Origin of the sequence: Pseudomonas rhodesiae, assembly GCF_007858255.1 — a bacterium.
Classification (GTDB): Bacteria; Pseudomonadota; Gammaproteobacteria; order Pseudomonadales; family Pseudomonadaceae; genus Aquipseudomonas; species Aquipseudomonas rhodesiae.
Window position 1 is genome coordinate 262728 of the sequence record NZ_VFEU01000001.1, and the last position, 20149, is coordinate 282876.

General features: G+C 61.8%; 14 protein-coding genes. 10 read left to right on the plus strand and 4 right to left on the minus strand.

The window, feature by feature from the left end:
• The first annotated feature begins 81 nt into the window (after positions 1-81).
• A complete protein-coding gene (locus tag FIV35_RS01120; RefSeq protein ID WP_034095549.1) occupies positions 82-918 on the plus strand; it encodes a 23S rRNA (adenine(2030)-N(6))-methyltransferase RlmJ in 837 nt (278 codons plus the stop codon).
• A 90-nt stretch (positions 919-1008) separates the two neighbouring features.
• Here FIV35_RS01120 and msrA read toward each other — a convergent pair whose 3' ends face one another.
• The 4 genes from msrA to aceE form a co-directional block, all read right to left on the minus strand.
• The gene (gene msrA, locus FIV35_RS01125) at positions 1009-1656 is read right to left on the minus strand and encodes a peptide-methionine (S)-S-oxide reductase MsrA (RefSeq protein WP_034095550.1); all 648 of its coding nucleotides are present in this window, start codon (positions 1654-1656) and stop codon (positions 1009-1011) included.
• Positions 1657-1728: 72 nt separating this feature from the next.
• Positions 1729-4425 (minus strand): putative bifunctional diguanylate cyclase/phosphodiesterase, encoded by a 2697-nt coding sequence (locus tag FIV35_RS01130; RefSeq protein WP_034136612.1) that lies wholly within the window; start codon positions 4423-4425, stop codon positions 1729-1731.
• A gap of 314 nt (positions 4426-4739) precedes the next feature.
• A complete protein-coding gene (gene aceF, locus FIV35_RS01135; RefSeq protein WP_034136613.1) occupies positions 4740-6392 on the minus strand; it encodes a dihydrolipoyllysine-residue acetyltransferase in 1653 nt (550 codons plus the stop codon).
• Positions 6393-6403: 11 nt separating this feature from the next.
• Complete coding sequence (aceE, locus tag FIV35_RS01140; protein ID WP_003187985.1) at positions 6404-9049, minus strand: pyruvate dehydrogenase (acetyl-transferring), homodimeric type; 2646 nt, start codon at positions 9047-9049, stop codon at positions 6404-6406.
• A 383-nt stretch (positions 9050-9432) separates the two neighbouring features.
• Here aceE and glnE point away from each other — a divergent pair, with 383 nt between their 5' ends.
• From glnE to FIV35_RS01185, 9 genes are all read left to right on the plus strand, one after another.
• Positions 9433-12372, plus strand: coding sequence for a bifunctional [glutamate--ammonia ligase]-adenylyl-L-tyrosine phosphorylase/[glutamate--ammonia-ligase] adenylyltransferase (gene glnE, locus FIV35_RS01145; protein WP_034136614.1), 2940 nt, complete (start codon positions 9433-9435; stop codon positions 12370-12372).
• A 55-nt stretch (positions 12373-12427) separates the two neighbouring features.
• Entirely contained in the window at positions 12428-13462 is a 1035-nt protein-coding gene (waaF, locus tag FIV35_RS01150) for a lipopolysaccharide heptosyltransferase II (RefSeq protein ID WP_034136615.1), read from the plus strand.
• A gap of 1 nt (position 13463) precedes the next feature.
• A complete protein-coding gene (waaC, locus tag FIV35_RS01155) occupies positions 13464-14525 on the plus strand; it encodes a lipopolysaccharide heptosyltransferase I (RefSeq protein ID WP_034095555.1) in 1062 nt (353 codons plus the stop codon).
• Positions 14525-15649 (plus strand): glycosyltransferase family 4 protein, encoded by a 1125-nt coding sequence (locus FIV35_RS01160; protein WP_034136616.1) that lies wholly within the window; start codon positions 14525-14527, stop codon positions 15647-15649. The genes waaC and FIV35_RS01160 overlap by 1 nt, the downstream gene beginning before the upstream one ends.
• A complete protein-coding gene (gene rfaP / locus FIV35_RS01165; RefSeq protein WP_034136617.1) occupies positions 15646-16452 on the plus strand; it encodes a lipopolysaccharide core heptose(I) kinase RfaP in 807 nt (268 codons plus the stop codon). The genes FIV35_RS01160 and rfaP overlap by 4 nt, the downstream gene beginning before the upstream one ends.
• Complete coding sequence (locus FIV35_RS01170) at positions 16452-17186, plus strand: lipopolysaccharide kinase InaA family protein (RefSeq protein WP_034136618.1); 735 nt, start codon at positions 16452-16454, stop codon at positions 17184-17186. Before rfaP ends, FIV35_RS01170 begins: the two co-directional genes overlap by 1 nt.
• Complete coding sequence (locus FIV35_RS01175; protein WP_034136619.1) at positions 17183-17935, plus strand: lipopolysaccharide kinase InaA family protein; 753 nt, start codon at positions 17183-17185, stop codon at positions 17933-17935. Before FIV35_RS01170 ends, FIV35_RS01175 begins: the two co-directional genes overlap by 4 nt.
• Positions 17935-19377 carry a lipopolysaccharide kinase InaA family protein gene (locus FIV35_RS01180; protein WP_034136620.1) on the plus strand — a complete coding sequence of 481 codons (1443 nt, stop codon included), beginning with the start codon at positions 17935-17937 and terminating at the stop codon, positions 19375-19377. Before FIV35_RS01175 ends, FIV35_RS01180 begins: the two co-directional genes overlap by 1 nt.
• Positions 19378-19675: 298 nt before the next feature.
• Positions 19676-20032: a YceK/YidQ family lipoprotein gene (locus FIV35_RS01185; RefSeq protein ID WP_034136621.1), complete on the plus strand. Its 357-nt coding sequence runs from the start codon at positions 19676-19678 to the stop codon at positions 20030-20032.
• Positions 20033-20149: the final 117 nt, after the last annotated feature.

A 20149-nucleotide genomic window follows, 5' to 3' on the forward strand; every position in this document is an offset into this window, starting at 1 on the left:
GGGCATAAGCACCGCCCGACGTGCCGGCCTGCACCTTTGCCCGTGTAGAAGGTAAACTTCGCCCCCTGCGCAGGAGCAACCATGAATTATCGTCACGCCTTTCACGCCGGCAACCACGCCGATGTCTTCAAACACCTGACCTTGACCCGCCTCATCGCCCTGATGTCGCGCAAGGAGCAGCCGTTTGCCTACCTCGATACCCACGCGGGCATCGGCCTGTACGACCTGCAGGGCGATCAGGCCAACCGCACCGGCGAATACCTCGAAGGCATCGCGCGCCTATGGGGCCGGAACGATCTGCCGCCGCTGACCGCCGACTACATGCGCGTGCTGCACGAGATGAACCCGGACGGCCAGTTGCGCTACTACCCCGGTTCGCCGGAGCTGGCCCGACGCCTCACGCGCGCGCAGGACCGTGTGTTGCTCAATGAAAAACACCCCGAAGACGGTGTGTTGCTCAAGGACAACATGAAGGGCGACCGTCGGGTCAAAGTGCATTTGGGCGAAGGCTGGCATGTGCCGCGAGCGTTGCTGCCAGTGCCGGAAAAACGCGCGTTGATGCTGATCGACCCGCCGTTCGAAAAGCTCGACGAGATGCAACGCTGCGCGGCATCCCTCAAGGAGGCGGTCGGCCGCATGCGCCAGACCGTGGCGGCGATCTGGTACCCGGTCAAGGACCAGCGCATGTTGCGTCGCTTCTATCAGGACCTGGCCGGCACGGGGGCGCCGAAACTGCTGCGCGTGGAACTGCTGGTGCATCCCTTGGACACGCCCAACACCCTGACCGGCTCGGGCCTGGCGATTGCCAACCCGCCATGGGGCTTGGAGGAAGAACTGCGTGAGCTGTTGCCGTGGCTGTCCAAGCAGCTGGGCCAGACCCAGGGCGGGTGGCAGATGGATTGGCTTATAGCTGAGTAGCTGTGAGTTGCAAGCTTGAAGCTGCAAGCTGCAAGTGAGAGCAGAAAACACCACTTGCAGCTTGCCGCTTCTAGCTTGCAGCTCCGAACGTCAGATCGGGCAAACCACGCCTGTTCCGCCAATGCCGCAATAGCCCTGGGGGTTTTTCGCCAGGTACTGCTGGTGATACGCCTCGGCGAAATACACCGTCGGCGCCTGGTCGATTTCGGTGGTGATCTGGCCCAGGCCGGCCTTGTTCAGTTCGGCCTGATACGCCTCGGCACTGGCCTTTGCAGCCTCCAGCTGTTCCGGTGTGGTCGCGTAGATCACCGAACGGTATTGGCTGCCGATGTCGTTGCCCTGGCGCATGCCCTGGGTGGGGTTGTGCAATTCCCAGAACATCTTCAGCAGGTCTTCGTACTTGACCTTGGCTTGGTCATAGACCACCAGCACCACTTCGCTGTGGCCGGTCAGGCCGGAGCACACTTCTTCGTAGGTCGGGTTGGGCGTGAAGCCGCCGGCATAACCCACCACGGTGCTGACCACGCCGTCGCGCTGCCAGAATTTGCGTTCCGCGCCCCAGAAGCAACCCAGGCCGAAGATCGCAAAGCCTACGTCATCGAGGAATGGGCCCAGCAGCGGGTTGCCATTGACGAAATGCGTCTCTGGCAGGCTCATCGGGGTGTCACGACCAGGCAATGCTTGTTCTTGAGTAGGCAGCACGTTTTTGTTCACCAGAATTTCCGAGCGCAAGACCATGATCAGTCCTCTCGTCAGGTTGAGTGATGGTAAAAATTCAGACAGTCAGTGTGCCCGAGTGTTACAGCGATGTCAGGCGATTGGGCCGCGCGGGTAGCGTTTAAGCATCGCCGGCAGCTCTGCCCCGGGGATCGGCCGATCGAACAGATACCCCTGGCCCACATCGCAGCGGTGCCGCCGCAAAAAGGCCAGTTGCTCGGCGGTCTCGATGCCTTCGGCGACCACCTTGAGCTTGAGGTTGTGCGCCATGGCGATCACGGCGGAGGTGATTTCCATGTCGTCCTGGTTGTCCGGGATCTCATGGATAAAGCTGCGATCGATCTTGATGATGTCGATGGGGAATTTTTTCAGGTAACTGAGGGACGAGTAACCAGTGCCGAAGTCGTCCATGGCCAGGGTCAGGCCAAGACTCTTCAACTGGTCCAGTTGCAGGCGCGTGTCTTCGGTGGCTTCCAGCAGCAGGCCTTCGGTCAGTTCCAGCTCCAACAGGTTGGCCGGCAACGCTTCTTCCTTGAGGATCGTGGCGATCGAGGCCACCAGGTCCGGGTCGGAGAACTGCTTGGGCGACAAGTTGATCGCCACCTGCAAATTGCCCAGGCCGGCAGCGCTCAACTGCTTGCTCATGCGGCAGGCCTGGCGGGCGATCCATTTGCCGATGGGGATGATCAGGCCGGTCTCTTCGGCCACGCTGATGAACTGGTCCGGACGGATCATGCCCTTTTCCGGATGGTTCCAGCGCAGCAACGCCTCCATGCCCAGCAAGCGCCCGCTGCGCAGGCACAGCTTGGGCTGATAGAACACGTCCAGCTCGTTCTGCGTCAGGGCGCGGCGCAGGTTGTTTTCGACGAACAGTTTGTAACTGGCTTCGGCATTGAGGGCCTCGGTGAACACCTGCACCTGATGCTTGCCGTTGGCTTTGGCCTTGTGCAAAGCCAAGCCGGCGTTACGCATAAGGGTCTGCGGGTCGCGGCCATGCAGCGGCGCGCAAGCCAGGCCCACGGAGCCGGTGACACTGATCAACTGGTTGTCGACGAACATCGGTTTGTCGAGGGTCGCCAGTAACTGGCTGGCCACTTGTTGTCCGGTTTCCAGGTCGGTTTCATCCAGCAGCACCGCGAACTCGTTACTGGCAAAGCGTGCCAGGCTGCCACTGCTGCTCAGACTGTTGCGCAGGCGCCGGGCCAGGCTGATCAGCAACTTGTCGCCGGTCTGGTGGCCGAGGCTGTCATTGATGCGCTTGAAGTTGTCGATGTCCACCAGCAGCAGGCAGATCGGGCTGTCGCTGTCGCGGGCGAAACGTTCATCGAGGTTGCGGATGAACGCCGGACGGTTGCCCAGGTTGGTCAGGTTATCGGTGTACGCCAGACGCTCAATGCGCTGCTGGGCCAACTTGGTCTGGGTGATGTCTTCGTAGATACCGATGTAGTGCGTCAGCTCACGGTTGTCGCCATACACCTTGGAGATCGACAACTGCCCCCAGTAGGGCTCCAGGTTCTTGCGACGGCTCTTGAACTCGCCCTGCCAACTGTTGCTCTTGGCCAGACTCGATGGCGCATCGAACAGCAATTCGCTGAGGTTCTCCAGTGCGGGTAACTGCGCCAGGCGGTGGCCGTGGACTTCTTCGGCGCTGTATTGGGTGATCGCGGTGAAGCTGGGGTTGACGTACTCCACTACGCCGTCGCAATTGACCAGCAGAAAGGCGTTGGCGCTTTGCTCCACCGCGCGCTGGAACAGGTGCAGGGCGCTGGTGGCGGTACGGCGGTTATGGTTGTTGATCACTTGTGCAAACTGGTCTGCCAGCTCGCCGGCAAACGCGATTTCGTCGGCCTGCCAGGCGCGGGAACTGCCGCCCTGTTCGAGGCACAGTACGCCGACCACCTGGCCATCGACGCGGATACTGGCGTCGAGCATGGCGTGTATATCTTTGGCGCGCAGGTTTTCGGCCATTTCACGGGTGCGCGGGTCGCGCATGGCGTTGGTGGCATCGATGGCGCGGCTGGTGTGCAAGGCTTCCAGATAGTCCGGGAAGCAACTGGCGTCGATAGGGTCGGGCAAATGGTGCTGCTGGTCGGCGCGGTGATAGGCCGAAATCGGCACCAGGCGCTGGCCTTCAAGGTTCCAGATACTGGCGCAGTCGAGCTGATAGATTTCGCAGGCGCTGCGGGTGATCAGCTCGGCGGCTTCCTGCAGCGAATTGTTGGCGGTGTAGCGTTGGCGGGCCAGCAGCAGGATCAGCTCCTGCTGGGCGCGCACCCGTTCCAGGTGCTGCAATTGTTCCTGCTGGGCCCGCTGGTTGAGTTCCAGGGCGATCTGCAGGCGGCTGTTCTGGCTCTCCAGGTCATCCGAGGAGGGCAGCGGCGAAGGCACTTCACTGAACAGACCGTCGACCACCATCAGGTAGCCGCGCAACAAGTGACGATTGTGTTGTTTGTAGGCTTCGCCCATTTCCAGCAGGCTTAGAGGGCCGTCGTTGGTGTGCAGGGTGTAGCGCACCAGATAGTGGGGGCTCAGGGTCAACTGCTGCTGGATGTTGTCGTGCAATTGATAGCGGGCCTGGGGCTCCATCAGGCTGGCGTAGGGGGTGCCGATCAGGGCACACAATTCGACCGCCGGCAGACCGAATTGGCGCTCGCAGTTGGGGTCGAGGTAGAGCAGGGCCCAGCTTGCCTCATTAAGCCGCTCGAAACGCAGCATACCGAGGCGCGAAGGCACCGGTAATTGCGTGACTACCTCGGCCGCCGTACGGGCGACATCGGGTTGGCTTTTCATGGGGGAAACTCACTTGAAATAACGCGCACGGCGCCGGGCTCACGCCCTCTTTTCTGTTGCCTGCGGCAAGGTTGCATCATGCGGCGCGGGCTGACAAGAGAGGATGAAGGCTAAGTGCTATATGGGTGTTATCGGCCGCGTGGGCGATTTCTACAGTCGCGCTGACAGAAGGTGTACAAACCTGTTCTCTCTGTCCAATTTTTGCCGCTGGACGCGCAAAAAAAGCCCCGCCAAGTGGCGGGGTTGAGGTACGAGCGTGGCGCTCGGAAATCGATGCAAACGAGCCTTCCGAGTAAAGGAAGGCCCGTTGCGGCTTACAGCAGAATGGTGCGGATGTCGTTCAGCAATTGGCTCAGGCGCTGCGTGAAACGTGCAGCGGCGGCGCCGTTGATCACACGGTGATCGTAGGACAGCGACAATGGCAGCATCAGCTTCGGCTGGAACGCTTTACCGTCCCAGACCGGCTGGATAGTGGCCTTGGATACACCCAAGATCGCCACTTCCGGCGCATTGACGATTGGCGTGAAGCCAGTACCGCCTATGTGCCCGAGGCTGGAGATGGTGAAGCAGGCGCCCTGCATATCGTCCGGGGTGAGCTTCTTGTCGCGGGCCTTGGCGGCCAGGGCAGCCGCTTCGGCAGCCAGTTGCAGCAGGCTCTTTTGGTCGACGTTCTTGATGACCGGCACCAGCAGGCCATCAGGCGTGTCGACGGCAAAGCCGATGTGCACGTACTTCTTGCGAATGATCGCTTTGCCGCTTGGCGCCAACGAACTGTTGAAGTCCGGCAGTTCCTTGAGCAAATGTGCACAGGCCTTGAGCAGCAGCGGCAGTACGGTCAGCTTGACGCCAGCCTTTTCGGCCACGGCTTTCTGCGCAACGCGGAATGCTTCCAGGTCGGTGATGTCGGCCTGGTCGAACTGAGTGACGTGAGGGATGTTCAGCCAGCTGGCGTGCAGACCTGCCGCACCGATTTGCATCAGGCGGGTCATCGGCACTTCTTCGGTTTCGCCGAAGCGGCTGAAGTCCACGGTACGGATCGGCGGGATGCCCGAACCACCGGTCGCGCCGCCGGCAGCTGGCGCTTCCTTGGCCTTTTGCATCATGGCTTTGACGTAAGCCTGCACGTCTTCCTTCAGCACGCGAGCGTGAGGGCCGGTGGCCGCGACGGCACTCAGCTCAACGCCGAATTCACGGGCCAGCTGACGCACGGCCGGGCCGGCGTGAACCTTGGCACCGCTTGGCGCAGGCGCGGCAGCGGCTGGGGCCGGTGCGGCCTCGGCTTTGGCGGCCGGTGCGGGTGCAGCAGCCGGAGCCGGCGCGGCTTCAGCTTTGGCAGCCGGAGCGGCGGCCGGTGCAGCAGCAGCGGCAGGCGCGGCGCCTTGTACCTTGAGCTTGAGGATGAAGTCACCGGTGCCGACTTCGTCTTCCAACTTGACCGCGATGCTTTCCACCACGCCGGCAGCCGGCGATGGGATCTCCATGGAGGCCTTGTCGGACTCCAGGGTGATCAGCGACTGATCGGCTTCGACGGTGTCGCCGACCTTGACCAGCAGCTCGATGATCTTGGCTTTGCCCGACGAGCCGATGTCCGGAACGTGAATGTCCTGAACGCTGGCGGCAGCCGGTGCAGCGGCGGGGGCCGGTGCTGCTGGGGCCTCGGCGGCGGCAGGCTTTTCAGCCGGCGCGGGTGCGGCAGCGGCGGCAGGGGCCGCCGCAGGCGCCGCATCGGCGGCACCTTCGATTTCCAGCTCCAGCAGTTCGTCGCCTTCTTTCAGGCGGTCGCCCAGCTTGACCTTCAGGCTCTTGACCACACCGGCCTTGGGAGCAGGAATTTCCATGCTCGCCTTGTCCGATTCCAGGGTCAGGATGCTCTGGTCGGCTTCGACGGTGTCGCCGACCTTCACAAACAGCTCGATTACTTCACCTTCACCGCTGCCGATGTCAGGTACGCGAATGAGTTCGCTCACAAAAAGTCTCCTCAGCAGTCCAGTGGGTTGCGTTTTTCCGGGTTGATCCCGAACTTGACGATGGCGTCAGCCACCACCTTGGGTTCGATCTCACCACGGTCAGCCAAGGCTTCCAGGGCTGCCAACACCACGAAGTGACGGTCGACTTCGAAGAAGTGACGCAGCTTCTTACGGCTGTCACTGCGGCCGAAACCGTCGGTGCCCAGGACTTTGAATTCCTTGGACGGGACCCACTGGCGAATTTGTTCGGCAAACAGCTTCATGTAGTCGGTAGAGGCGATGACCGGGCCCTTGCGGCCGGCCAGGCATTCTTCGACGTAGCTCTTCGCTGGTTTCTGACCCGGATGCAGGCGGTTGCTGCGCTCTACGGCCAGGCCGTCGCGACGCAGTTCGTTGAAGCTGGTAACGCTCCACACGTCGGCGCCGACGTTGAATTCGTCACGCAGGATCTTTGCCGCTTCACGCACTTCGCGCAGGATGGTGCCGGAGCCCATCAGTTGCACGTGGTGCGCCGCTTCCTTGGTGTCTTCTTCGAGCAGGTACATGCCCTTGATGATGCCTTCCTCGACACCGGCCGGCATGGCTGGCTGCTGGTAGGACTCGTTCATCACGGTGATGTAGTAGAAAACGTCCTGCTGCTCTTCGGTCATCTTCTTCATGCCGTCCTGGATGATCACCGCCAGCTCGTAGCCGTAGGTTGGATCAAAGGTGCGGCAGTTCGGGATGGTGGCAGCCAGGATGTGGCTGTGACCGTCTTCGTGTTGCAGGCCTTCGCCGTTGAGCGTGGTACGGCCGGCGGTGCCGCCGATCAGGAAACCACGGGTACGGCTGTCGCCCGCTGCCCAGGCCAGGTCGCCAATGCGCTGGAAGCCGAACATCGAGTAGAAGATGTAGAACGGCAGCATCGGTTGGTTATGGCTGGAGTACGAAGTACCGGCCGCAATGAAGGAGCTCATGGCGCCCGCTTCGTTGATGCCTTCTTCGAGGATCTGGCCCTTCTTGTCTTCCTTGTAGAACATCACCTGGTCTTTATCGACTGGCTCGTAGAGCTGGCCGACGGAGGAGTAGATGCCCAGTTGACGGAACATGCCTTCCATACCGAAGGTACGGGCTTCGTCCGGGATGATCGGGACGATGCGCGGGCCGATGTCCTTGTCCTTGACCAGCTGCGCAAGAATCCGCACGAAGGCCATGGTAGTGGAGATCTCACGGTCGCCCGAACCGTCAAGGATGGCCTTGAGGGTGCTGAGGTCCGGCGTTGGCACGCTGAAGCTGTTGGCGCGGCGCTGTGGCACGAAACCGCCCAGTGCGGAGCGGCGCTCGCTCAGGTAGCGGGCTTCGGCGCTGTTCGGCTCCGGCTTGAAGAACGGCAGGTTCTCCAGTTCTTCATCCTTGACCGGGATGTCGAAACGGTCGCGGAACAACTTCAGGCTGTCGACATCGACTTTCTTGGTGTTGTGCGCGGTGTTTTTCGCTTCGCCGGCACCGGTGCCATAACCCTTGATGGTCTTGGCCAGGATGACGGTCGGTTGTTCTTTGTGGTTGACCGCTTCGTGGTATGCCGCATAGACCTTGTACGGGTCGTGGCCGCCACGGTTGAGCTTCCAGATCTCGTCGTCGGACAGGTCGGCAACCATCGCCTTGAGTTCAGGCGTGTTGAAGAAGTGTTCACGCACGAACGCGCCGTCTTTGGCTTTGTAGTTCTGGTACTCGCCGTCGATGACTTCGTCCATGCGACGTTGCAGGATGCCGTCGACGTCCTTGGCCAGCAGTGGGTCCCAGAAACGGCCCCAGATGACTTTGGTCACGTTCCACTGCGCACCGCGGAACACGCCTTCGAGTTCCTGGATGATCTTGCCGTTGCCGCGAACCGGGCCGTCGAGGCGCTGCAAGTTGCAGTTGATGACGAAGATCAGGTTGTCCAGTTTTTCGCGGCCGGCCAGGGAGATGGCGCCCAGGGATTCCGGCTCGTCACACTCGCCGTCGCCCAGGAAACACCAGACCTTCTGCTTGCCTTCAGGGATGAAACCGCGGGCTTCCAGATACTTCATGAAGCGCGCCTGGTAGATCGCCTGGATCGGGCCCAGACCCATGGATACGGTCGGGAACTGCCAGAAGTCCGGCATCAGCCAAGGGTGCGGGTAGGACGACAGGCCCTGACCGTCGACTTCCTGGCGGAAGTTGTTCATTTGTTCTTCGCTGATGCGGCCTTCCATGAACGCACGGGCGTAAACGCCTGGGGAGGTGTGGCCCTGGAAGTAGATCAGGTCGCCGCCATGTTCGTCGGTCGGGGCCTGGAAGAAGTAGTTGAAGCCGATGTCATACAGGGTTGCGCTGGAAGCGAAGCTGGAGATGTGACCGCCCAGGTCCGAATCTTTCAAGTTCGTGCGCATTACCATCGCCATGGCGTTCCAACGTACCAGCGAGCGAATGCGGCGTTCCATGAACAGGTCGCCAGGCATGCGTGCTTCGTGGGTAACGGGGATGGTGTTGCGGTATGGCGTGGTGATGGCGTAAGGCAGTTGCGAGCCGCTGCGGGTCGCGAGTTCGCCCATACGGGTCATCAGGTAGTGAGCACGGTCTTCGCCTTCTTTGTCGAGAACCGATTCCAGGGCGTCCAGCCATTCCTGGGTTTCGACGGGATCGAGGTCTTGCATGGCTTGCTCCAGGGCGGAAAGGCTACCAGAATCGGTTGCCTGAAGTTTGCGACTGGCCTTGTGGGCAGACGACATAAATTCTTGGATGGCCGAAGGTTGCTTCGGCGTCCTGTAGTTTTACTACAAATCGTCGGCCATTTCAGCCTTTCGAATGTATATACGAGTAGTAAAACTACACAAGACTGAGCGTATGGCTCGGTCTGGCTGGTGAGCATAATCGTTATTGTTGATCTTTTGCGAACAAGAAAAGGTAGAAGTTTAATGTTGCCTGCCAAAATTAAAGTGTTTTCAGCTATTTCTAACTTTTGTTCGACAGTCCTTCATTCAGCGTGGTGCCTGCACGTCTCGCTACAAGCCTTTTACGCGCCGACCAAGGATAGACCATGAGCCTTCCAACGCTGGCCGAATTGCCGGCCATTCTGCTCCCAGCTGCCCAGCGGGCCGAGCAGTCATTTCGTGACGCAGTGGCCGCGCTGGATGACGATCATGGCCTTTCTGAATGGACGCCGCAACGCTGGGCCGACTTCGCCCGGGTGTGCGCCGCCAGTGATTTCGTTATTGAACAGAGCCTTCGTGACCCTTTGATGTTGCTCGAACTGGCCGCCTGGGGCGAGCTGGACCGTGGTTTCGCACCTGGCGAGCTATGCGGGCAAATTGCTGGCGCGGTGCAACAAGCCGAAACAGAAGATGAGCTGGGCCGTGTGCTGCGTCGCCAGCGTACCCGTCAGCAAGTGCGCATTATCTGGCGTGACCTGACGCGCCAGGCCGATCTGGTGCAAACCTGCCGCGACCTGTCCGATATGGCCGACGCCAGCATCGACCAGGCCTACCAGTGGCTGTACCAGCGCCACTGTGTGCAATTCGGCACGCCCACCGGGCGCCGCAGCGGCGAGGCCCAGCACATGGTGATCCTCGGCATGGGCAAGCTCGGTGCGGTTGAGCTGAACCTCTCGTCGGACATCGACCTGATCTTCGCCTACCCCGAAGGCGGCGAAACCGTGGGGGTGAAGCGTGCGCTGGATAATCAGGAATTTTTCATCCGTCTTGGTCAAAAATTGATCAAGGCGCTCGACCCGATGACGGTCGACGGCTTTGTCTTCCGCGTGGATATGCGCTTGCGCCCATACGGTTCGGCCGGTGCGCTGGTGCTGAGCTTCAATGCGCTGGAACAGTATTACCAGGACCAGGGCCGCGACTGGGAGCGCTACGCCATGATCAAGGCGCGGGTGGTGGCTGGCGATCAGGTGGCGGGCGCGCAATTGCTCGACATGCTGCGGCCGTTCGTCTACCGGCGTTACCTGGATTTTTCCGCCATCGAAGCACTGCGCACCATGAAGCAACTGATCCAGCAGGAAGTGCGGCGCAAAGGCATGGCCGACAACATCAAGCTGGGCTCGGGCGGCATTCGCGAAGTGGAATTCATTGCCCAGGCGTTCCAGCTGATCCACGGCGGCCGCGACTTGAGCTTGCAGCAGCGCCCATTGCTTAAAGTGCTCGGCACTCTGGAGGGCCAGGGCTACCTGCCGCCGGCGGTGATTGCCGAGTTGCGCAACGGCTATGAATTCCTGCGTTACACCGAGCACGCGATCCAAGCGATTGCCGATCGCCAGACCCAGATGCTCCCCGACAGTCCGCAGGATCAGGCGCGCATTGCCTTTATGTTGGGTTTTGCCGACTGGGCCGCGTTCCATGAGCGCCTGATGTACTGGCGTGGCCGGATTGATTGGCACTTTCGCCAAGTCATCGCCGATCCGGATGAGGATGAAGGCGAAGAAAGCGAGCTGGTGGTAGGCGGTGAGTGGTTGCCGCTGTGGGAAGAGTCCCAGGACGAAGACGCCGCCTGCCGGCAGTTGGCCGAAGGCGGTTTCACCGATGCACCCAAGGCACTCAAAGCCCTGGCCAGCCTGCGCGGCAGCCCGCAGCTGCGCGCCATGCAGCGCCTGGGCCGTGAACGGTTGGATGCGTTTATTCCGCGCCTGCTGGCCCAGGCCGTCGAGCATGCCAACCCGGACCTGGTGCTGGAACGCGTGTTGCCGCTGGTCGAAGCCGTCGCGCGGCGTTCGGCATATCTGGTGCTGCTCACCGAAAACCCTGACGCCCTGCGTCGCCTGTTGACCCTGTGCGCCGCCAGCCCCTGGATCGCCGAGCAGATCACGCGTTTCCCGCTGTTGCTGGATGAATTGCTCAATGAAGGGCGCCTGTTCAAGCCGCCGTTGGCGCCGGAACTGGCCGCCGAACTGCGCGAACGCCTTACACGCATCCCCGAAGATGACCTTGAACAGCAGATGGAAGCCCTGCGCCATTTCAAGTTGGCGCATCGCCTGCGTGTGGCCGCCTCGGAAATCGCCGGCAGCCTGCCGTTGATGAAAGTCAGCGATTACCTGACCTGGCTCGCCGAGGCGATCCTCGAACAGGTCCTCGCCCTGGCTTGGCGCCAGACCGTGGCGCGCCACGGCTCGCCGCAACGGCTGGACGGCACCTTGTGCGATCCTGGATTCATCATTGTCGGCTACGGGAAAGTCGGCGGCATCGAGCTGGGGCATGGTTCCGACTTGGACCTGGTGTTTATCCACGACGGCGACCCGCATGCCGAAACCGATGGCGCCAAGCCGATCGACGGTGCGCAGTTCTTTACGCGCCTGGGTCAGCGCATCATTCATTTGCTGACGACCCAGACCAACTCCGGCCAATTATATGAAGTGGACATGCGCCTGCGCCCGTCTGGCGCATCCGGGCTGTTGGTGAGTTCGTTGGGGGCGTTCGACCGCTATCAACAAAATGAAGCCTGGACCTGGGAACATCAGGCGTTGGTCCGCGCCCGCGTGTTGGTCGGTAGCCAGGACGTTGGCCAGGCGTTCGAGCAAGTGCGGGCCAGGGTGCTGGGGCGCGAGCGTGACCTGGCGACGCTGCGCCAGGAGGTCAGCGAGATGCGCGCCAAGATGCGCGACAACCTGGGCACCAAGAGCACTGCGGCCGGCAAGGGCGCCAATGCCTTCGAAGCCTCGGCGTTGTTCGACCTCAAGCAGGACGCCGGAGGTATCGTCGATATTGAATTTATGGTGCAATACGCGGCTTTGGCGTGGTCTGCGCAACATCCATCGTTGCTGCGCTACACCGACAATATCCGCATTCTGGAAGGCCTGGAGCAGGTGGGGTTGATGCCCGCCGCCGATGCCCATCTGCTGCGTGAGGTGTATAAAGCCTACCGTTCCGCCGCGCATCGTCAGGCCTTGCAGAACGAGGCCGGTACGGTGGCCGGGGATCAGTTCGTCGAGGAGCGGAGCCAGGTGATGCGAATCTGGCAGGAACTGGGATTGAGCTGAAGACACTATTAGGGCGGGGAGGCATAAGCCTCCCCGCATCGTTTGTGGAAACTACATGAATATTCTGATCGTTGGGCCCAGTTGGGTCGGTGACATGGTGATGGCACAGACACTGTTCCAGTGCCTGCGCGCTCGCCATCCAGATTGCCAGATCGACGTGCTCGCCCCTGAGTGGAGCCGGCCGATCCTTGAGCGCATGCCCGAAGTGCGCAAGGCCTTGAGCTTTCCGCTCGGCCACGGCGCCCTGGAGCTGGCGACCCGTCGTCGCATCGGCAAATCCATGGCCGGCGAGTACGACCAGGCGATCCTGCTGCCCAATTCGCTCAAGTCGGCGCTGGTGCCGTACTTTGCCGGCATCCCCAAGCGCACCGGCTGGCGCGGCGAATTTCGCTATGTGCTGCTCAACGACGTGCGCACGTTGGACAAAACCCGCTATCCGCTGATGATCGAACGCTTTATAGCCCTGGCCTACGCGCCGGGTGCCGAGTTGCCCAAACCCTATCCGCGCCCGAGCCTGCGGATCGACCCGGTCACCCGCGACGCGGCGCTGGCCAAGTTCGGCCTCAGCCTGGATCGCCCGGTGCTGGCGCTGTGCCCCGGCGCCGAGTTCGGCGAGTCCAAGCGCTGGCCTTCGGAGCATTACGCCAAGGTCGCTGAGATGAAGATCCGCGAAGGCTGGCAAGTATGGTTGTTCGGCTCGAAGAACGACCACTCGGTGGGCGAAGACATCCGCCAGCGTCTGATCCCGGGCCTGCGCGAAGAAGCGGTGAATCTGAGCGGCGACACCTCGCTGGCCGAGGCGATCGACCTGCTGTCCTGCGCCGATGCGGTGGTGTCCAACGACTCCGGCCTGATGCACGTGGCCGCGGCGCTGAACCGCCCGTTGGTGGCGGTGTATGGGTCCACCTCGCCGGGCTTCACCCCGCCGTTGGCCGACAAAGTGGAAGTGGTGCGCCTGGGGCTCGATTGCAGCCCGTGTTTCGAACGCACCTGCCGTTTCGGCCACTACAATTGCCTGCGCCAGTTGTTGCCGCAGTCGGTCGGCGAAGCCCTGCAAAGGTTGCAGGGCGACGTGGTCGAGGTTCACTGAGTTGCGGGTACTGGTAGTCAAGACCTCATCCCTGGGCGACGTGATCCACGCCTTACCGGCACTGACCGACGCGGCGCGGGCGATCCCCGGCATTCAATTCGACTGGGTCGTGGAAGAGGGCTTTGCCGAAATCCCCACCTGGCACCCAGCGGTAGACAAGGTGATCCCGGTGGCGATCCGCCGCTGGCGCAAGAACCTCTGGCAAACCTTCAAGAGCGGTGAATGGCGGCGCTTCAAGCAGCGCATCCAGGCGACCAAGTATGACTTGGTGATTGACGCTCAGGGCCTGTTCAAAAGCGCCTGGCTGACCCGTTACGTACGGGCGCCGGTGGCCGGCTTTGATAAAAACTCCGCCCGTGAGCCCATCGCGGCGCGTTTTTACTCCCGACGTCTGGCCGTGGCTCGTGGGCAGCACGCGGTGGAACGCTTGCGTCAGTTGTTCGCCGTAGCCCTGGGTTATGACTTGCCCAAAGGCTTGGGCGACTACGGCCTGAGCGTCGACAAGTTGCTCGGCCTGCCACCGAAAAAGCCCTTCGTGCTACTGCTGCATGGCACCACTTGGGACACCAAGCACTGGCCGGAAGCCTACTGGCGCGAGCTGGCCGAACGCATGGGGCGCCTGGGCGTGGACGTGAAGCTGCCCTGGGGCAACGCCACGGAAAAAGCCCGCGCCGAACGCCTGGCTCAAGGGCTGGCGAACGCCGAAGTATTGCCCAAGTTGAACCTGGCCGGCGTGGCTCGGGTATTGGCCGGCGCCCGCGCTTGCGTGGCGGTGGATACCGGCCTGGGGCACCTGGCGGCGGCGCTGGATGTGCCGACCATCTCCCTGTTCGGCCCCACCAATCCGGGCCTGACCGGCGCCTACGGCAAGGCGCAGATTCACCTGGCCAGCGATTGGTCCTGCGCGCCGTGCCTGCAAAAACACTGTACCTATCAACCGACGGCCGACGACCTGCGTCGGTTCGACATCGCGCGCGAATCGCCCCTGTGCTTCACGCGCCTGAACCCTGAGCGTGTGGCAAGCCGACTGAGCACGTTGTTACTGGCTGAGGAACTGCACTGATGCAACTGGCTTTTGTTCTGTACAAATACTTCCCCTTCGGCGGCCTGCAGCGTGACTTCATGCGCATCGCCCTGGAGTGCCAGCGGCGCGGCCATCAGATTCGCGTCTACACGCTGATCTGGGAGGGCGATATTCCGCCCGGCTTTGAAGTGCTGGTGGCGCCGGTCAAAGCATTCTTCAACCATCGGCGCAACGAAAAACTCAGTGCCTGGATGGAGGCCGACCTGGCCAAGCGCCCGGTGGACCGTTTGATCGGGTTCAACAAGATGCCCGGCCTGGACGTGTACTACGCTGCCGACGGTTGTTTCGAAGACAAAGCACAGAACCTGCGCCATTCGCTGTACCGCAGTTTTGGTCGTTATCGCCACTTCGCCGAATATGAACGTGCAGTGTTCGCCAAGGACGCCAAGACCGAAATCCTGATGATTTCAGAAGTGCAGCAGCCGCTGTTCATCAAGCACTACGACACCCCGGTGGAGCGCTTTCACCTGCTGCCGCCGGGCATCGCCCAGGACCGTCGCGCACCGCCGGACGCCGCCGCAATCCGCGCAGGGTTCCGCAAGGAATTCAACCTGGGCGAGGATGACCTGCTGTTGGTGCAGATCGGCTCCGGCTTCAAAACCAAGGGCGTCGACCGCAGCCTCAAGGCGCTGGCCGCGTTGCCCTCGGAGCTGAAAAAACGCACGCGTCTGTTTGTAATCGGCCAGGACGACCCCAAAGTATTCCAATTGCAAAGCGCCACATTGGGGCTGGGCGATAACGTGCAGTTTCTTAAAGGGCGCAGCGATATCCCGCGTTTCCTGCTGGGCGCCGACCTGTTGATCCACCCGGCGTATAACGAAAACACCGGCACCGTGCTGCTTGAGGCGCTGGTGGCCGGGTTGCCGGTACTGGTCTCGGCGGTGTGTGGTTATGCCCATTACATCGCCGAGGCCGACAGCGGTCTGGTGCTGGATGAGCCGTTCGAACAGGCTCAGTTGAACCAGTACCTGGCGCGCATGTTGACCGATTCTGCACAGCGCGCGGCCTGGAGCCGCAACGGGTTGGCTTTCGCTGAGACGGCCGACCTCTACAGCATGCCGCAGCGCGCTGCGGATGTGATTCTGGCGGAGCCAAAGCCATGAAGTTGATGCTTGCCGAACCCTTCAAGAGCCTCTGGACCGGACGCGATGCGTTCGCCGAAGTAGAGCGGTTGGAAGGCGAGGTGTACCGCGAACTGGAAGCCCGACGCACCTTGCGCACCGAGGTGGACGGCCGTGGCTACTTTGTGAAGATCCACCGGGGCATCGGCTGGGGTGAGATCGTCAAGAACCTGGTCACCGCCAAGCTGCCGGTACTCGGCGCCGGGCAGGAATGGCTGGCGATCCAGCGCCTGCAGGAAATCGGCGTGCCGACCATGACTGCCGTGGCCTACGGCGAGCGCGGCAGCAACCCGGCGGACCAGCATTCGTTCATCATCACCGAAGAGCTGGCGCCCACGGTCAGCCTGGAAGACTTCAGCATTGATTGGGTCAAGCAGCCACCGCAGCCGCGCCTCAAGCGCGCGCTGATCGCCGAAGTGGCGCGCATGACCGGCATGATGCATCGCGGCGGGGTCAACCATCGTGACTGCTACATCTGCCACTTCCTGCTGCACACCGACACGCCGGTCACGCCTGATCGCTTCAAGTTGTCGGTAATCGACCTGCACCGTGCCCAGACCCGGCCGAAAATCAGCCTGCGCTGGCGCAACAAAGACCTGGCCGCGCTGTACTTCTCGGCGCTGGACATCGGCCTGACCCGGCGCGACAAGCTGCGGTTCCTCAAGGGTTACTTCCAGCAGCCGTTGCGCCAGATCCTGGCCGAAGAAAGCGCTTTGTTGCAGTGGCTGCAAGGCAAGGCCGACAAGCTCTACGCGCGTAAACTGCGATACGGGGATGCGCTCTGATGGCGGGCTGGAACCTGGAACCGGCCTACGCCGGCCTGGCGGAAGACTTTGGCAGCCTCGACGCGGTGTTCGCCCTGCAAGGCGAGCGGCTGACCCGCGATCCGTTGTCCGAAGTGATCCGAGTGGAGCGCGCGGGGGTCAATTATTACGTCAAGCGCTACGTTGGCGCCGGCAAGGGCTTGCGTCGCTACCTGGGCAAGCCGCGGGTCAAGTCCGAATGGCAGAACCTCAAGCGGTTTGCCAAATGGGGCATTCCCACCGCCGATGTGGTGGCCTGGGGCTTGGAGCGTAAAGGCCTGGCCTATGATCGCGGCGCGATGATCACCCGTGAATTGCCCAAGACCGAAGACCTGTCGGCGCTGGCCGATCGCAACGACCCCCGTCTGCGCGATCCGCGCTGGGTCGATGGGGTCAGCCGCCAGCTCGCCGAATACACCCGCACCATGCACGATCACCGCTTTACTCATAACGATCTGAAGTGGCGCAACCTGCTGATCGACGACCAGCAGACCCTGTATCTGATCGATTGCCCCAACGGCGATTTCTGGCGCGGGTTCTGGCTCAAGTACCGCATTACCAAAGACCTGGCCTGCCTGGACAAGGTGGCCAAGTATCACCTGTCGGCCACCCAGCGCCTGCGCTTCTATCTGCAATACCGTCAGCGCCAGCACCTGAGTGCATCGGACAAACAGCGTATTCGCCATGTGGTGAAGTTTTTTGAGGGGCGCGAATGAGTGATTTTGTGGCGGCTGAAGACCGGGCTTTGTTGGAGCGCAACGGTCTGGCTACGTTCGACGCCTTGTGGGCCAAACAGCTCGACGCAGTGGACGAACCGAATACCAGTCGCGGTGGCTGGAGTAGCGTGTTTCGCCTGGAGCTGGAGGGGCAGGGGTATTACCTCAAGCGTCAGAGCAACTACCTGACCCGCAGCCTTCATCGCCCATGGGGCGAGCCGAGCTTCTCCCGCGAGTTTCGTAATATCAGCCGTTATCGCACGTTGGGTATCCCGGCCTTGCAGGCGGCGTTCTACGGCGAACGCAAGGTGGCCGGCGAGTACCGCGCGATGCTGCTGACCCGTGCCCTCGACGGCTGGAACGACTTGGATTCGCTGCTGGAGGAGTGGCCTTCGCTCAGCGATGCCCAGCACCGCGCCATCCTGCGGGCGTGCGGCGAACTGGCGCGCCGGCTGCACGGCGTCGGCCAGGTGCATGGCTGTTTCTACCCCAAGCATATTTTCCTGCAGGCCACCGGCGACGGTTATGCCGCGCAGCTGATCGATCTGGAGAAAACCCGCCCGTTGTTGTTTGGCTGGCGGGATCGGGTCAAGGACCTGGAGCCGTTGCTGCGCCGGTCCCCGCAATGGTCCGACGCACAGGTGCGCCAGCTGCTGGCGGCCTACCTGGACCAACCTGAAGACAGCGCAGAGGTCGCCACTTGGCTGCAACGCCTGACGACCCGGCGCGGCCACAAGGAGAAGCGCTGATGCGCCTGTCGGAGCTGAAAAACGCCGGCCGCACCCCAAGCCTGCCCCTGACCTTGGACCTGGCGGACGCCGCCGGCCCCGGTCAACTGCAGCTGTTGAGCCTGTTGCGCGTGTTGCCGGGCGAGCGCTATGTCGGCGCGGCCGTCTGGCGCGGGCGCGCAGTGCTGGCCAAATTGCTGGTAGGCAGTAAGGCGGCGCGGCATTTTCAGCGTGAGCTCAGCGGTGTTCGCCTGTTGGCCGAACAGGGCCTGACCACGCCTTTGCTGCTGGCGGACGGTTTGCAGCAAGGCGAGGGTGGCTGGTTGCTGTTCGAATTTATCGAGGGTGCCGAAAGCCTGGCCGATGCCTGGCAGGCGGTCCAAGGTTTGCCGCCCTTGGCTGATGAGCAAACGGCGGTGCTCGCCGAAGCATTGGGCGCGATTGCGCAAATGCACGCCAAAGGCTTGTGGCAGGAAGACCTGCACCTGGACAACCTGCTGCGCAAGGACGGCAAGTTGTACCTGATCGATGGCGCCGGAATTCGCGTCGAAGAAGCCGGCAAGCCGCTGTCGCGCAACCGGGTGCTGGAAAACCTCGGGGTGTTTTTTGCGCAATTGCCGAAGAATCTTGAGCCGTTTACCGAAGAGTTGCTGGTGTATTACCTGCTGAGCAACAGCGAACATGCCTTGCCCCTGGAAGCCTTGGAAAAACAAGTGCGCAAAGTCAGTGCCTGGCGTTTGAAGGACTTTCTGGAAAAGGTTGGCCGCGAATGCACGCTGTTCAGCGTCGTGCGCGGTGCTTTCGCCTTGCGCGCAATCAGGCGCGAAGAAGTGCCCGCAATGCTGCCGGTGCTGGAGCAGGCCGATGTGTTGCTGGACCAGGGCCATTTGTACAAGACCGGTGGTGCGGCCAGTGTGGCCAAAGTCGAGGTGGCCGGTCGGCCACTGGTGATCAAGCGTTACAACATCAAGGGCTTCGCCCATTGGCTCAAGCGTTTTTGGCGCCCGAGCCGCGCCTGGCATTCCTGGCGCGAGGGCAATCGCCTGGCCTTCCTCGGCATCGCCACGCCCAAGCCGCTGGCGGTGTTGGAGAAGCGCTTTCTCTGGTTGCGCAGCCGTGCGTACCTGATCACCGAATACCTGCCGGGCCCAGACATCATCGAGCGTTTCGCGCCCTACGTTGAACACGGCGACGCGCCGGAAAATGAATTGCAGGCGCTGGATCATTTATTCGCCGAGCTGATCCGCGAGCGCATCAGCCACGGGGATTTCAAGGGCCATAACCTGTTCTGGCACGAAGACCGTTGGGCCCTGATTGATCTCGACGCGATGTGCCAGCACCGCAGTCTCGCCAGCTTCGCCCCGGCCTACGCCAAGGACCGCGCGCGGTTTATGCGCAACTGGCCGCAGGACAGTGCGTTATATCAACTGATCGACCAGCGGTTGCCCAAGCAACCCACCTGATCGCTCTGACCATCAGAATGGAGGCTCGGCGTCGGCAGTCGCGCCGGTTTTTGCTCAACCCGTCGCTGCCCGCCAGGGTGGCAGCGCCAGGGTTAAGCGGGTGAGGCCGCTCATCGAACAGTCGTAAATCAGTGGCGTTTTGGAAGTGAGCGCACAAAGGGGCGCGACTTTAGTGAACCGGGCGATTTCTATCATTCGGGAATCTTCCTACGCGGCTAATCGACGCGTCCGTACTGGGACTTCATGGCGTGCGGTGCTAGCGTGGCCGTTCCTGAGTAAATGGACCAAAGGAGCGGACATGCGGCATTTATCGAGGGTCATCTGGCTGGTTGGGGTACTGGCATTGGTCGGTTGCGGCACGATCAACACCGTGTTCCGCCCCGACGCCGTGACCAGCCAGAATCTCAAGGACTCGCGCAGCCATTGCGAAAACGTGCCGCGCATCTACAGCGGCGTGCTGTACGGGTTTTGTACGCTCAACGGTGAACCCAAGCCTGAAAGAAGCCTGAACGATCCAAGCCTGTCGAACAGTACCGGCAACGCTCTACCGATCATCGCCATCGAATTCCTGGGGTCCGGCGTGCTGGATACCCTGGTCCTGCCTTATACGATCTACCGCCAGAACAAAGACGGCAGCATCGAGATCTACCGCTAGGCCCACTTGCCGCTTGCCGCTAACAGCTTCCCACTGCTTTTAAGCTATAATCCCGCCCTTTAGCTGTTTCCCGCCCGCGCGGGAGGCACACTTTTTTCAGGCGCGACCCGCCTGCAT

Excerpts from the sequence above, each read along its gene's own strand:
- FIV35_RS01120 (WP_034095549.1), top strand. The coding sequence starts at position 82 with ATGAATTATCGTCACGCCTTTCACGCCGGCAACCACGCCGATGTCTTC.
- msrA (WP_034095550.1), bottom strand. The coding sequence starts at position 1,656 with ATGGTCTTGCGCTCGGAAATTCTGGTGAACAAAAACGTGCTGCCTACT.
- FIV35_RS01130 (WP_034136612.1), bottom strand. The coding sequence starts at position 4,425 with ATGAAAAGCCAACCCGATGTCGCCCGTACGGCGGCCGAGGTAGTCACG.
- aceE (WP_003187985.1), bottom strand. The coding sequence starts at position 9,049 with ATGCAAGACCTCGATCCCGTCGAAACCCAGGAATGGCTGGACGCCCTG.
- glnE (WP_034136614.1), top strand. The coding sequence starts at position 9,433 with ATGAGCCTTCCAACGCTGGCCGAATTGCCGGCCATTCTGCTCCCAGCT.
- waaF (WP_034136615.1), top strand. The coding sequence starts at position 12,428 with ATGAATATTCTGATCGTTGGGCCCAGTTGGGTCGGTGACATGGTGATG.
- FIV35_RS01160 (WP_034136616.1), top strand. The coding sequence starts at position 14,525 with ATGCAACTGGCTTTTGTTCTGTACAAATACTTCCCCTTCGGCGGCCTG.
- rfaP (WP_034136617.1), top strand. The coding sequence starts at position 15,646 with ATGAAGTTGATGCTTGCCGAACCCTTCAAGAGCCTCTGGACCGGACGC.
- FIV35_RS01170 (WP_034136618.1), top strand. The coding sequence starts at position 16,452 with ATGGCGGGCTGGAACCTGGAACCGGCCTACGCCGGCCTGGCGGAAGAC.
- FIV35_RS01175 (WP_034136619.1), top strand. The coding sequence starts at position 17,183 with ATGAGTGATTTTGTGGCGGCTGAAGACCGGGCTTTGTTGGAGCGCAAC.
- FIV35_RS01180 (WP_034136620.1), top strand. The coding sequence starts at position 17,935 with ATGCGCCTGTCGGAGCTGAAAAACGCCGGCCGCACCCCAAGCCTGCCC.
- FIV35_RS01185 (WP_034136621.1), top strand. The coding sequence starts at position 19,676 with ATGCGGCATTTATCGAGGGTCATCTGGCTGGTTGGGGTACTGGCATTG.